The organism is Micromonospora sp. DT62 (assembly GCF_049847285.1).
GTDB classification, from domain to species: domain Bacteria; phylum Actinomycetota; class Actinomycetes; order Mycobacteriales; family Micromonosporaceae; genus Micromonospora; species Micromonospora reichwaldensis.
Map to the genome: position 1 here is coordinate 22,604 of NZ_JBNCOB010000033.1, position 13,988 is coordinate 36,591.

Here is a 13,988-nt window from a genome sequence, read left to right on the forward strand (position 1 = left end):
TCCCGGGCGGACCGCGCCCGGACGGCAACCACGGCGGAGACCGTGGAAAGGGCTGAGGACATTGGACATCCGAGCAATCGACCACATCGAACTCTTCGTGGGGGACGCCCGGCAGGCGGCCTTCTACTTCGACCGGGCGGTCGGCTTCCAGCTGCGCGGCCAGGGCGGTCCCGAGACCGGGCTGGCCGACCAGCGGTCGCTGCTGCTGAGCCAGGGCGACGTCCGGATGGTGCTCACCACCGGGCTCACCGCCGAGCATCCGGCCTCGCGGTACGTGCAGCGGCACGGCGACGGCGTGGCCGTGGTCGCGTTGGAGGTCGACGACGCCGCCGGCGCGTACGCCGAGCTGGTGCGCCGGGGCGCGACCGGGGTGACGCCGCCGACCACCTTCACCGGCGCGGACGCCGAGGTGGTGACCGCCGAGGTGGGCGGCTTCGGCGACGTGCTGCACCGCCTCGTGTCCCGCCACGGCGACCGGGAGGAGTTCCTGCCCGGGGCGGTCGAGCTGACGCCTCCCGACGACGACGGCGGCAAGCTGCTCGCCGAGATCGACCACCTGGCGGTCTGCGTGCCGCCCGGTCAGCTCGGCGAGACCGTCCGGCACTACCGGGACGTGTTCGGATTCGCGGAGACCTTCGCCGAGCACGTGGAGGTCGCCGGACAGGCGATGAACTCCACGGTGGTGCAGAGCCCGTCGGGCCGGGTGACCCTGGTGCTGCTGGAACCCGACCATTCGCGCCGGCCCGGGCAGCTCGACGCCTTCCTCGACCAGCACGCCGGCGCCGGGGTGCAGCACCTGGGGCTGCGCACCGACGACATCGTCACCGCGGTGGCCGCCCTCGCCGAGCGGGGCGTGCGCTTCGCCGGCACCCCGGCCAGCTACTACGACGCGCTGGAGGCGCGGGTCGGCCCGGTGGACGCGCCACTGGACCGGCTGCGCGACCTCGGCGTGCTCGTCGACCGCGACCACGGCGGGCAGCTGCTGCAGATCTTCACCGAGTCCATGCACGTGCGCCGCACGCTCTTCCTGGAGCTGATCGAGCGGCGCGGGGCGCGGACCTTCGGCAGCGGCAACATCAAGGCGCTCTACGAGGCCAAGGAACGGGAACTGGCCGCGGCGGGCACCACCGTCGCGGCCCCGACACCGCAGGAGGTGCGGACGTGACCGCGACCGAGTTCGAGCCGGCACTGACCGCCGAGGAGGAGGCGCTGCTGCCCTCCGAGGACGACGTGGCGTTCTACGCCGCGCACGGCTGGTACCTGTCGAAGAAGCTGCTCACCGACGACGAGGTGGACGCCCTCACGGCCGCCGCCGACCGTTACTACGCCGGCGAGCGGGACCGCCGCCTGCCGGTGCGCCCGGCGAGGCTCGCCTACTGGGAGCCGTCGAAGGGTCCGGTGCAGAGGCACAACGACTACGTCCACCACGAGCACGACGTGCTCGGGGCGATCCTGCGCAAGCCGCTGATCGGCGCGGTCGCCGCCCGCCTCGCGCGGGCCACCGAGATCCGCGTCTTCCAGTCCACGCTGATCCAGAAGCCGCCGGTCTCGGGCGAGCCGTCGAACATCGTGCCCTGGCACTTCGACAAGCACTACTGGGCGTCCTCGTCGTCGGAGAACATGCTCACCGCGTTCATCCCGTTCCACGACTGCGGCGAGGAGATGGGCACCATCACGATGGTCGACGGCTCGCACCGCTGGGCGGAGATCGGCGCCGACGACACGGTGGTGCGCCACTTCGCCGACCGCGACCGCGGCCAGTTGGAGGAGATGCTCGCCGAGAACGCGGCCCACAACGGCGTGGAGATCCGCAAGGTGCCGATGGTGATCCCCAGGGGACACATGAGCTTCCACCACTGCCGCACCTACCACGGCAGCGGCGCCAACGTCAGCGGCCGCCCGCGCCGGGCGATCTCGCTGCACCTGCAGGACGGCGACAACGCCTGGCGGGAGTATCCGCTCTCCGACGGCACCCTCGCCGCGTACAACCACGACGTGCTGGTCCGCCGCACCGACGACGGGCGGCCGGACTACGCGGACCCCGAGTACTGCCCGGTCATCTGGCGCGACCGCGCCCCGCAGGGAGGCTGACATGTCACGGTACGACTGGGGTAGGACGCACCCGGGGATCGAACGGCTGGAGAAGGCGGTGGGCGAGCGCCGCGAGGCGGTCGTGCGGCACCCGCTCTACGCCGCTCTCGACACCCACGAGGCGCTGGTGACCTTCATGGAGCACCACGTCTTCGCCGTCTGGGACTTCATGTCCCTGCTGACGTCGTTGCAGCGGCAGCTCACCTGCGTCACCGTGCCGTGGATCCCCACCGGGCCGACCGGCAGCCGCCGCCTGATCAACGACATCGTCATGGTGGAGGAGAGCGACGAGCTGGGCGACGGCCACATCAGCCACTTCGAGCTGTACGTGCGGGGCATGCGTGAGGCCGGCGCCGACACCACGGCCGTGGACGCGCTGATCGACCTGCTGCGGGCCGGCCGACCGGTGGCCGAGGCGCTGGTGGAGGCCCGGGTGCCCGCGCCGTCTGCGGCGTTCGCCGCGACCACCTGGCGGATCATCGAGAGCACCCCGGTGCACTGCCAGGCCGCCGCCTTCGCCTTCGGCCGGGAGGACCTGATCCCCGACATGTTCACCCAGGTCGTCGCGGTCAACGAGCGCAGTCGGCGGCTGCACACGTTCGTCGACTACCTGGAACGGCACATCGAGGTCGACGGCGAGCAGCACACCCCGATGGCCATGCAGATGCTCGCCGACCTGTGCGGCGACGACGACGTCAGATGGCAGGAGTGCGCGGACACGGTCAACACCGCGCTCGCCGCCCGTGCCCGGCTCTGGGACGACATCCTCGCCGCCGTCAAGCAGGGGCGCGGCCGGTGACCGACGCCGACCCGGTCCGGCTCTACCGGACGGTCCGGCTGATCCGCCGCTTCGAGGAACGGGCGATCGAGCTGGTCCGGTCCGGGCACGTCGTCGGCGGCATCCACCCGTACCTCGGGCAGGAGGGGATCGCCGCGGGGGTCTGTGCCGCGCTGCGGGCCGACGACGTGGTCGCCGGCACCCACCGGGGGCACGGGCACGTGCTCGCCAAGGGCGCCGATCCGGCCCGGATGATGGCCGAACTGTGCGGCCGGGTCACCGGCCTCAACGCCGGCCGGGGCGGCTCGATGCACGCCGCCGACTTCGGCGTCGGCGTGCTCGGCGCCAATGCCATCGTCGGCGCGTCCGGGGCGATCGTCACCGGGGCGGTGTGGGCGCGTCGCCGCCGGGGCGACGACATCGTCGGGGTGAGCTTCTTCGGCGACGGCGCGGTGAACGAGGGGATGCTGCTGGAGGCGTTCAACCTGGCCGCGCTGTGGCGGGTGCCGGTGCTGTTCGTCTGCGAGAACAACGGCTACGCCACCACCATGCCCGTCGCGGGCGCGGTCGCCGGCAGCATCCCCGGCCGCGCCGCCGCGTTCGGCATCCCGGCCGCCGTCGTCGACGGTCAGGACCCCGAGGCGGTACGCGACGCCGCGAGCGCCGCCGTCGACCGGATGCGCGCCGGCGGCGGACCCGAGCTGATCGAGGCCCGCACCTACCGATTCGACGCCCACCACACCTTCGAACACGCGGTACGCCTCGACTACCGCCCGCCCGACGAGGTGGCCCGGGGCCGCTCCCGCGACCCGGTGGACATCCAGGGCGCGCGGCTGCCCGCCGCCGTACGGGCCGACGTGGACGCCGAGGTGGAGGAGGTGTTGACGCGGGCCGTCGAGTTCGCGCTCGCCAGCGCGGAGCCGGACCCGGCCGACGCCCTCGCGCACCTGTACGCCAGCGGCCTGTCCGCCCGCACCGGAGGTGGCTAGATGCCCAGGCTCTCCTACCGCAGGGCGCTCACCCGGGCGCTCGCCGACGAGCTGGCCCGCGACGAGTCGGTGTTCCTGCTCGGCGAGGACATCCGGGTGGCCGCCTCGAACGTCACCGCCGGGCTGGCCAAGCGGTTCGGCCCGGACCGGGTGCGCGACACCCCGCTGTCGGAGCAGGCGTTCACCAGCTTCGCCACCGGGGCGGCCCTGGCCGGGATGCGTCCGGTGGTGGAGTTCCAGATCCCGTCGCTGCTGTTCCTGGTCTTCGAGCAGATCGTCAACCACGCGCACAAGTTCCCGCTGATGACCGGCGGGCAGTGCGCGGTACCGGTCACGTACCTGGTGCCGGGCTCCGGCTCCCGGACGGGCTGGGCGGGGCAGCACTCCGACCACCCGTACAGCCTCTTTGCCCACGTCGGGGTGACCACTGTCGTGCCGGCCACCCCGGCCGACGCGTACGGGCTGCTGGTGTCGGCGGTGCGGTGCGACGACCCGGTGGTGGTCTTCGCCCCCGCCGGGGCGCTGGACGTCCGCGCCGACGTGGACCTCGCCGCGCTCGCCCCGGTGCCGCTGGGGCGCGCCCGGGTGCACCGGCCCGGCGACGACGTGACCGTGGTCGCGGTCGGGCACCTGGTGCACGACGCCCTCGCGGTCGCCGAGGAACTCACCGACCAGGTGTCGGTGGAGGTGTTCGACCCGCGCACGCTGTACCCGTTCGACTGGGACGCCCTCGCCGAGTCGCTGCGGCGCACCGGGCGGCTGGTGGTGGTGGACGACTCCAACCGCTCCTGCGGCATCGCCGGGGAGATCATCGCGACGATGGTCGAGCGGGTGCGGCTGGTGGCGCCGCCGCGCCGCGTCACCCGCCCCGACGGCGCGGTCCTGTCGTTCGCCCCGGCGCTGGACCGGGCCGTGCAGCCCAGCCGTGAGCAGCTCCGGGCCGCCATCGGACACGTCATGAAGGAGGGATGAATGGACGACGTCGACTACCGCTGGCCCTCCGCCGCGCGGGCGTGGCTCGACCTGCCCGCGCCGGTGCGCGCCGAGATGGTGGCCGCCGGGGCGGAGTCCTGGCGGGAGGTCTTCGACGGCCGGGCCACGTACAACGAGCAGTGGCGGCTGGCCCGGCCGCCGGTGATGGACGAGACGTCGCTCGGCGTGCTCAACGCCGTCTCCGACCGGATCGCCCAGCTCATCTTCGAGGCGTGCCGGCGGCGGGCCGGCACGGCGGGGGAGCTGCGCCGGCTGCTCAACGTGCCCGACGGCGAGACCCGGCTGCTCGACGACGACGAGCCGCTGACCGAGGCGCTGCTGGACGCGTTCCGGCCGGACGTGCTGCTCAGCGACGGGGTGCCCCGGTTCGTCGAGTACAACATCGACAGCAGCCTCGGCGGCGCGTTCGACGCGGACACGACGGTGCGCCGCTTCGTCGAGGTCTACCGGCGGCGCGGCCTCACCGACCGGGCCCGGCTGGCGGCGGCGCCCTCGGCCGTCGACCGGCGGTTCGCCGCGATCCGCGCCGGCCTCGGCCTGCCCGACGGTGCCCGGGTCGCCATGCTGATCGACTTCGACTCCGAGTACCCGGGACTCGACGACCCGCAGCGGTTCATCCGGCTGCTGTCGCCGGTCGTCGAGCGGGCCGCCGCGTGCGACATGGACCTGGTCGTCGCGCCGGTCTCCCAGGTCACGCTGGACGACCGGAAACGGCTCGTCGCCGGCGGCGCCCCGGTCGACGCGGTGTTCCGGCTCTTCGTGCCCAACCGGGTCACCCCGAGCGCCGGGGTCGACGCCCTGGCGGCGGCGCTGGCGGCGGGCACCGTGCCGATGTGGGTGTCGGTGGCGGCGTGGCTGGTCGCCAACAAGCGGGCCTTCGCCTGGCTGTGGGAGGACGCCGACGCGCTGCCGGCCGCCGACCGGGACCTGGTGCACCGGCACGTGCCGCGTACCTGGTCGCTGACGGCGGACCTGCTCGACCGGGCGGTCGCCGACCGGCGCGACCTGGTGGCGAAGCCGGCGGACGGCTCCGCCGGGGTGGACGTGCTGATCGGCCGGGAGACCGACGCCGACGCGTGGCGCGACGGGCTGACCCGCGCCGTCGACCGGGGCGGCTTCATCCTCCAGGAGTACGTGAGGGCCGACGACGTCGGGCTGGACTTCGTGCACATCGGGACCGGCGAGACGGTCGCCGCCGAGGTGCCGTACAGCATCGCCCCGTACCTGTTCGGTCGCCGGGCCGCCGGCGCCTGCATCCGTACCGGCTTCCCCGGCTGCGACGGCGTGCTCAACCTGGCCCGAGGCGTCCTCCTCTCCGGCCTCCTGGTGGTCGACTGACGCCGCGCGGCGCGGCGGCTCGCCCCCGCCCCGCCCCGGTGACCGGATGCGGAGTTCCGGCGGATCCCGCACGCCGCGCCGCGCAGACGTTTGCATCAGTCGATGTGAGCGGTTTGACTGGGGGCGTCGACGACGATCGCCGCCTGCTGAAGGAGCCCACCATGGGTCTTGGTCATCGATGGCTGTCGCGCACGGCGGCGGTGACGCTGCTCGTCCTCGCCGGGCTGGCCGTCCCCGGCGGTCCCGCTCCGGCGGCGAACGCGGATCCGAAGTTCACGTTCGACGTGACCGGTACGACGGTTCCGTTGGGGGTCGGGAAGAAGCGCATCCACCTCAGACTCACCAATCTGACCGACCGGACGCCGAGAGAGGCGATCTTCTACGTCCGCCCGGGCGAGCAGGACTGGCCGGACGGGATCTCCCTGATGTGGCCGGAGGGCGGTGGCTCCGGCGAGTGCGACGGCGATGCCGCGGGTTGGTACTGCCGGATCGGTCCGGACGCTCTTCCGGAGCTGCTGCCGGCCGCCGGCGAGACGGTGGATCTTCCCTTCGACGTCAACGTGCAGGAGAACCAGCAGCCCTACGAAGGCACGTTCTCCGTCGAGGCCGGCATGGCCTGGGGTGACGAGCCGATGCAGACCGCTGCCCCCAAACGGTTCACGCTCAGGTTGGTCGACGATCCCGAGGCCGATCTGTCGGTGGTGGCGCCGGACGTGAAGCAGTCGGTACGCATCGGTGCGGGCGGCCGGCTCGAACCCACCGGGACGTTGCAGCCGGGTGAGACGGGCGCGGTGCGGTACCGGATCGTCAACCAGGGCCGCAAGGCGGTCGGTGGCATCAAGGTCACGCTGCGCCTGCCCGAGGCGGTGACGTTCACCCGACCACCGAAGGAGTGCGTCGTCGCTCGCGACCGGCGGTCGGCCGTCTGCACCCACGACACGCTCGCGCTGATTCCGGCCGGCCAGGACACCGACCCGACCGACGGCAGTCACTCCGCCGTCGAGTTGCACGAGCTGGTGACGGTGGCGGCCGCCACGAAGGCGCCCGTCACGTTGGCGGGCGGGACGGTACAGGTCGAGGGCCTGGCCGCGCGGACGGACGGCCGCTCCGGCCTGCCGCGTACCGAGCTGCCGGCGAACGCCGTCGCCGTGCCGGCGGCGGACGTGGACGACAGCGACAACCGGGACGGGTTCGCGGTCCTGGTCGCGGCGAAGGGCGGTGCCGGGGACGACGACGGCGACGATGGCGACGGCGGTGGCGGTGGCGACCTGCCGATCACCGGGCCGCGGGCCGGACTGGTCGCGGGAACCGGTCTCGCCCTGGTGGCGGGCGGCGGAGTCGTGTTGCTCCTCGCCCGGCGCCGCCGCGTGGTCGCGGTGCGCGGCGGTGGCGGGACGCCTGCCGCCTGATTCTCGGCTGCGGGAGCCGCCGGGGCAGGATGGCCGGGTGGGTGGCGCGCGGGTGGGGCTGACAATCGACGAGCTGCTGCCGGTGGCGCGGGCGGCGTTCGGGCGGGGGCGGGCGCTGGTCTCGGTGCGGCGGCTGACCGGCGGCACGAAGAAGGGCGTCTACCGGCTGACCCTCGACGACGGGTCCACCGGCGTCGCCTACGTCTGGCACCCGGGGGAGGACTACTGGCCGGCGCCGGCACCGGCACCCGACGACCCGTTCGGGCACGCCACCGGGGCCGGCCTGTTCGCCGCGGCGCACCGGGAGCTCACCGCCGCCGGGGTGCGCGTGCCCCGGCTCCTGCTGCACCCCACCGCGACCCTGCTGCCGGGCGAGGTGGCCGTGGTGGAGGACGTCCGGGGCGGCACCCTGCACGACCTGCGCCGGCGCGACCCGCGCCGCGCCGGGGCGGTGCTGGCCCGGCTGGGCGACGCCGTCCGGAGCATGCACTCCCGGCGCCGCGACCGGTACGGCCGCCCGGGATCCGCCGAGCCGGCAGTGCGCCGGCCGGTGGAGCGGCTCGTCCTCGACCGGGCGCTGCGTGACCTGGCCGAGGCCGCCGCCCGGGTCGAGCGGATCGCGACCGTGCGGGACCGGCTCGCCGACGCCCTGGCCGAGCGGTACGCCGCCGTGGCCCCCCGCTCCCGCCACGGACTGATCCACGGCGAACTGGGCCCGGACCACGTGCTGATCGACGCCCGGGAGCGCCCGGTGCTCGTCGACATCGAGGGCACCATGTTCCTCGACGTGGAGTGGGAGCACGCCTTCCTCGAGCTGCGCTTCGGCGACGACTATCCGGCGCTGGCCGTGCCCGGTCTCGACGAGGACCGGCTGCGCCTCTACCGGCTCGCGACGTACCTGTCGCTGGTGGCGGGCCCGCTGCGCCTGCTCGACGGCGACTTCCCCGACCGCGCCGGCATGCTCGCCATCGTCGCGCACAACACCACCCGGGCGCTGGACCAGCTCGCCTGAGCCGTCCTGGCCGAGCCGGCCGGGCTACGTCTGAGCCGGTCCTGGCCGAGCCGGCCGGGCTACGTCCGGGCGGCCCGGACGGCCGACGCCTCGGCGCGGATCCGGGACGAGGCGACCGGGTCCCCCGCCAGGCGGTGCGCCTCGGCGAGGGTGTCGAGGCCGATGGCCAGCCAACTCCGCGAGCCCACCCGCCGCCACAGGTCCACGGCGGCCTCCGCCCGCCGGCGGGCCTGCACCGGGCGGCCGGCGGCGAGCTGCGCCTCTGCCAGCGCGTACGACGCGGCCGCCTCGCCCCACAGGTTGCCGAACTCGCGGTAGGTCCACAGGCTCCGCGCCAGCAGCCGCCGTCCCTCGCCGTGCTCACCCTGGCGGACGAGGACGTCGCCGAGCCAGCAGGTGGCGTGGGTCGCGGAGAGCCGGTCGCCGAGGTCCTCGCTGATCGAGGCGGCCCGTCGGAAGCAGTCGGCGGCGACCGGGTAGGCGCCGAGGGCGCGGTGGCTCTGCCCCAGGCACCGCAACGCCTGGGCCTCACCGGGCCGGTATCCGGCGGTCCGGCTCACCTCCAGGCACTCCTCGAACCGTTGCCGGGCGGCGTCGACCCGCCCCTGTTCCAGCTCGATGACGCCGATGCCGTTGGTGGCGTAGACGAGGCAGTTCACGTTGCCGGTGGCCCGAGCCAGCTCGACGGCCTCCTCGAAGTGATGCACCGCCGGGTCGTACCGGCCGAGCAGTCGGTGCACGTACGCCAGGCCGGCGGTGGCGCTGGCCAGGAAGGCAGGGTCCTGACCGTGGGCGAGCCGCAGGGCCTGTTCGAAGTGGCCCAGCGCCTCCGGGTACCGGTCCAGGACGGTGGTGAGCTCGCCGAGGCAGCGGTGGAGCGCGGCGGCGCCGCGCTGGTCTGCGGCATGCAGCGCGACCTTGAGCGCCCGCCCCTGGAGCCGTTCCCACTCGTCGAAGTGGCTGCGGACCTGGAAGAACGTCGTCAGCCCGGCGGCCAGCCCCGCGGCCAGTCCGGCGGTCGGCTCGGCGGCCGGCCCGCTCCCGGCGTCGTCGAGCGCCTGGTCGACCAGGGCGGTGAGGAAGCGACGCTCGTCGTCGAACCAGGCCACCGGATCGGCGACGAACTGGTCGGTGTCTGCCGCCGGGAGCCGCCAGGACACCAGGTGGGCCGGTGGGCCGCCCTGGAAGTCCGCCTGCAGGGCGTCCGCGGTCAGGTCGGTCAGCTGCAGGCTCGCGCTGAGCAGCCGGGTGAGCGCCTCCGTCCGGCTCTGCCGTGACACCTCCCGCTCCAACAGCTCCCGGCCGAGCAGGCGTACGAGGTCGTGCAGACGGTAGCGGAATCCGCTGGCCCCGACCGCCCCGATCTCGACCAGGTGCACCTCCACCAGGTCATCGAGGACGGCCTCCGCGTCGGAGAGGGTGGTGTCGAGCAGCGCGGCCAGCGTCCACGCGGCGAAGTCCGGCCCGGGCGACAGGCTGAGCATCAGCAGGGCCCGCTGCGCCGTCGGGGTCATTCCCCGGTAGGTGAGTTCGAGACTGGCCCGTACGGCGACGTCACCGACGGCCAGTTCGTCGAGCCTGCGCTGCTCGTCGGCGAGCGCCTGGGCGACCCTGCTCAGCGGCCAGTGCGGTCGGGCGGCCAGCCGCGCCCCGGCCACCCACACCGCGAGGGGCAGGCCGCCGCAGGTCTGCACGATGAACCGGGCCGCGGCGGGCTCCGCGGCGGCCCGCTCGCGACCCAACATCTCACCCAGCAGCGCAAGTCCTGCGGCCTGGTCGAGGGTGCCCAGCGACAGGCGGCGGCTGCCCAGGTCCGCCAGCGTGGTGCGGCTGGTGACGATGGCGGCGCACCGACCGCCGTTCGGCAGCAGGTCGGTGACCTGCCGGGTGCTCGCCGCGTTGTCCAGGATGATGAGCATCCGCCGCTGCGCCAGCAGGGTGCGGTAGAGGTGGATCCGGCTCATCAGCTCCGCGGGCACCGTGCCTCCGCGCACGCCGAGCGCGCGCAGGAAGGCGCCGAGGACCGTGCTCGGCTCCAGCGGCTCGTCGCCGAAACCGCCCAGGTCGATGTAGAGCTGACCGTCCGGAAACTGCGCGGCGAGCAGGTGCCCGAGGCGTACCGCGAAGGCGGTCTTGCCGACGCCGGCCGGTCCGCTGACCAGCATGGTCACCGGCCCGGAGGCGGCCAGGCCCAGCAGCCGCCGCGTCTCGGACAGTTCGCTGTCCCGACCGACGAACAACGGCAGGTCCGGGGGCAGGAGACAGGGGGCCACCGGCCGCGCGGCCGGCCCGTCCGGGCGGAGGCCGGCGTGAGTGCCCGGCTCGTCCCCGGCGGGTGCCGCCGGGGACGCGGCTGCCGGTTCGGCGGACGGGTCGGGAGTCCGTCCCGGCGCGCCCACGGCCGACACGAAGTGGTCGGAGAGGGCCAACGCGCGGCGGGCCTCCACCCACTCCCGTACCGCCGCCGGATCGCCGCCGCAGGCCCGCACCAGGGCTGCGACCACCTCCTCCGACGGCAGCGAGAGCCGGTTGAGCGAGGTCGCGACGGTGCTCGCCGGCAGCTGGTCCCCGACTCTGCGCGCCCGCCGCTCCAGCGCCCGGTAGGAGAGCCGGGACCAGGCCTTGACGCCGCGCAGCCGAGCGACGAACTCTGCCGCCGTCCGTGCCGTGCCGGGTCCAGGTAGCGGCGTCGTCACGGAGAGCATCCTATCGACGCCTGTCATGCCGGGTCATCCGCATGGCCGGCTCGCCGGAGCCGTGCCGCCGGCGTCGGCGGTTAGCGCGGGCCGCGCGGTGTCGGTGGCGGCTCCACGCCGGGGAGCGCGGTCAGGCGTCGTTGAGGTAGGCGAGGACGGCGAGGACGCGGCGGTTGTCGTCGGAGGACGGGGGGAGGCGCAGCTTGCCGAAGATGCTCGCGGTGTGCTTGCCCACGGCGCTCTCGCTGAGGAACAGCCGCTGCGAGATGGCGGCGTTGGAACGGCCCTGGGCCATGAGTTCGAGGACGTCCCGCTCGCGCGGCGTGAGGCGGGCCAGGGGCGAGGCGGTGCCGCTGGCCGTCAGCAGCTTGGCGATCACCTCGGGGTCCATCGCGGTGCCGCCCGCCGCGACGCGGCGCACGGCCTCGATGAACTGGTCGGCGTTCAGGACACGGTCCTTGAGCAGGTAGCCGACCGCGCCGGCCCCGTCGGCCAGCAGCTCCCGGGCGTAGAGCTGCTCGACGTGCTGGGACAGCACCAGCACCGGCAGGCCGGGGACGTCCCGCCGGGCGGCCAGCGCCGCCTGGAGTCCCTCGTCGGTGAAGGTCGGCGGCAGCCGCACGTCGACGATGGCCACGTCGGGCCGGTGCCGGGCCAGGGCAGTGCGTAGGGACGGCCCGTCGCCGACGGCCTCGGCGATGGTGAAGCCGTGGCTCTCGAGGAGCAGGACCAGCCCGTCCCTCAGGATGTGGAGGTCTTCGGCGAGGACGACGCGCACGGGATCTCCATGGTGACGACGGTGGGTCCGCCGGGCGGACTGTGCAGGGTCAGGGTTCCGTCGAATGTAGCGAGCCGCCGTTGGACGCCACGCAGCCCGGTCCCCGCAGCCGGGTCGGCCCCGCCGGGACCGTCGTCGGCCACCACCATCCGGAGCACCCCGTCGCGGTGCGACAGCGAGACGGAGATGTGGGCCGCGCAGCGGGCCGCGTTGGTGAGGGCCTCGCAGGTGACGAAGTAGGCCGCCGACTCGACCGGCGCGTCGAGCCGGTGGGGCAGGTCGACGTCCACGTCCACCGGCAGCGGGGTGTCGAGCGTGATCGCCCGGATCGCGTCGCCGAGTCCGCGTTCGGCCAGCACCGGCGGATGGACGCCGCGTACCAGGTCGCGCAGCTCGGCCAGCGCGGCCGCGGACGTCTCCTGCGCCTGCGCCAGCACCAGCCGCGCCCGCGCCGGGTCGGTCTCCATGAGCCGCGCGACGGCGGCCAGGCCGAGCCCGACGGCGATGAGTCGGGCCTGGGCGCCGTCGTGCAGGTCGCGTTCGATGCGGCGCAGCTCGGCCGCCTGCACGTCCACGGCGTCGGCCCGGGTGGTGGCGAGGTGCGCGACCCGCGAGGCGAGTACGGCGGCCGCCGTGGGGGTGAGCAGGAGCCGGTCCCACGCCAGCCGCAGCCTCATCAGCGGGCCGGCCAGGCCGAGCCCGAGCAGCGCCATGGCCAGCCCGAGGGGCATGCTCGCCCAGTCCGGTAACCACGGCCCGACGAGGCCGACGTGCTCGATGCCGAACCACAGGTAGAACGGGGTGACCCAGTAGCCGGTGGACAGGCCGATCGGCACCGCCCAGCTCGCCCAGGTCAGCGGCTGGCAGAACAGGCCGTAGAAGCCGAAGCCGACCAGGACCGCCGGGACGAACGAGAACGGGGCCAGGGCGAGCGAGCCCAGTGTCCACAGCTGGTCCCGCCAGGTGGCCGGGTCGCCGAGCAGCCACCCCGGCCGCTGACCCTGGACGGCCGCCACGAGATTGGTGTAGAGGACCCGCCCGACCCGGTAGTTGCCGTCCTCGCCGGGGCTGGGCGGCGGCGGGTACGGCCGGTACGGTGCGGGCAGGTCGGCGCCCGTCCACCGGCGGACCTGGCGCCGGTAGAGCTCCACCACCGATCGCGTGGCCGGCAGGGTGTACGGCAGCAGCCCACCCCACGACACGACCGCGGTGAGCAGGTTGAGCAGCAGGCCGCCGAACGCGGCGAGGGACAGCCCGGCCAGGCCGGCCGTCCGCCAGGTCGCGGCCGACGCTCGGGTGACCCAGCGTCCGACCGCCGTCCGCGGCGGCTCGCCGCTCCCCAGCAGCACGCCGGTCCACCGCCCGTACGCCCGCAGCGCGCCCGGCGCGAGCAGGAACGCGGCCACGATCGCCGCGACGGCCACCGGCACCGACCACGCGAGCGGCCAGGGGGGCGACGTGAGCAGGAACCCGCCGGCCGTGATCAGCGCGGGCGGCACCAGGAGGGGGACCGCGCCGGTGACCGGAGTGAGGATCAGCCACGCCCATTCCCGGCCGAGCGTCGGGTCCTTCGCGTGGTGGTCCAGCGTGAGCAGGAACGCCGGCACCCGGGGCGACCTGAAGACCGTGTCCCCGTGGACGTACCAGCCGTCCGCGCGCCGGTGCGGTGCGGGTGGCGGCGACCGTACGGGCTCGGGGAGGTCCGCTCCGGCCCAGGCGCGGGCGAGTCGGCGGGCCAGCGCGGTCAGCCGGAACTGGCCGGAGAGGCCGAGCGGATAGGGGATCACCAGGGTGGCGGCGACCACGAGGAGGTACCCGTAGGCGAACCCGGCCGCGACCAGGACGACCAGGGCGACGCAGCGTGGTACGGCGAGCACGAAGCGGGTCATGGGTCGAGTCTTCGC

11 protein-coding genes are annotated in these 13,988 nt (G+C 74.5%); 8 read left to right on the forward strand and 3 right to left on the reverse strand.

What is annotated here, in order from left to right; all coding sequences use genetic code 11:
• Positions 1–61: 61 nt before the first annotated feature.
• From hppD to ACPXCB_RS28845, 8 genes are read left to right on the forward strand one after another with little or no spacing between them, the layout of a single operon-like run.
• Complete coding sequence (gene hppD / locus ACPXCB_RS28810) at positions 62–1,165, forward strand: 4-hydroxyphenylpyruvate dioxygenase (RefSeq protein WP_425879025.1); 1,104 nt, start codon at positions 62–64, stop codon at positions 1,163–1,165.
• Positions 1,162–2,091 carry a phytanoyl-CoA dioxygenase family protein gene (locus ACPXCB_RS28815; protein WP_425879027.1) on the forward strand — a complete coding sequence of 310 codons (930 nt, stop codon included), beginning with the start codon at positions 1,162–1,164 and terminating at the stop codon, positions 2,089–2,091. The genes hppD and ACPXCB_RS28815 overlap by 4 nt, the downstream gene beginning before the upstream one ends.
• 1 nt (position 2,092) lies before the next feature.
• A complete protein-coding gene (locus ACPXCB_RS28820) occupies positions 2,093–2,890 on the forward strand; it encodes a DUF3050 domain-containing protein (RefSeq protein ID WP_425879029.1) in 798 nt (265 codons plus the stop codon).
• Positions 2,887–3,858, forward strand: coding sequence for a thiamine pyrophosphate-dependent dehydrogenase E1 component subunit alpha (locus ACPXCB_RS28825; RefSeq protein ID WP_425879031.1), 972 nt, complete (start codon positions 2,887–2,889; stop codon positions 3,856–3,858). Before ACPXCB_RS28820 ends, ACPXCB_RS28825 begins: the two co-directional genes overlap by 4 nt.
• A complete protein-coding gene (locus ACPXCB_RS28830; RefSeq protein ID WP_425879033.1) occupies positions 3,859–4,830 on the forward strand; it encodes an alpha-ketoacid dehydrogenase subunit beta in 972 nt (323 codons plus the stop codon).
• Positions 4,831–6,189 (forward strand): hypothetical protein, encoded by a 1,359-nt coding sequence (locus tag ACPXCB_RS28835; RefSeq protein WP_425879034.1) that lies wholly within the window; start codon positions 4,831–4,833, stop codon positions 6,187–6,189.
• A gap of 38 nt (positions 6,190–6,227) precedes the next feature.
• The gene (locus ACPXCB_RS28840; protein ID WP_425879036.1) at positions 6,228–7,598 is read left to right on the forward strand and encodes a hypothetical protein; all 1,371 of its coding nucleotides are present in this window, start codon (positions 6,228–6,230) and stop codon (positions 7,596–7,598) included.
• Positions 7,599–7,650: 52 nt separating this feature from the next.
• Entirely contained in the window at positions 7,651–8,610 is a 960-nt protein-coding gene (locus ACPXCB_RS28845) for a phosphotransferase family protein (RefSeq protein WP_425879038.1), read from the forward strand.
• A 59-nt stretch (positions 8,611–8,669) separates the two neighbouring features.
• Here the strand turns inward: ACPXCB_RS28845 and ACPXCB_RS28850 are convergent, their stop codons facing one another.
• The 3 genes from ACPXCB_RS28850 to ACPXCB_RS28860 all read right to left on the reverse strand — a co-directional run bounded on the left by ACPXCB_RS28850 (position 8,670) and on the right by ACPXCB_RS28860 (position 13,973).
• Positions 8,670–11,306: an ATP-binding protein gene (locus ACPXCB_RS28850; RefSeq protein WP_425879039.1), complete on the reverse strand. Its 2,637-nt coding sequence runs from the start codon at positions 11,304–11,306 to the stop codon at positions 8,670–8,672.
• Between the two features lie 130 nt (positions 11,307–11,436).
• A complete protein-coding gene (locus tag ACPXCB_RS28855; protein WP_425879041.1) occupies positions 11,437–12,084 on the reverse strand; it encodes a response regulator in 648 nt (215 codons plus the stop codon).
• Entirely contained in the window at positions 12,048–13,973 is a 1,926-nt protein-coding gene (locus ACPXCB_RS28860) for a sensor histidine kinase (RefSeq protein ID WP_425879043.1), read from the reverse strand. The genes ACPXCB_RS28855 and ACPXCB_RS28860 overlap by 37 nt, the downstream gene beginning before the upstream one ends.
• Positions 13,974–13,988: the final 15 nt, after the last annotated feature.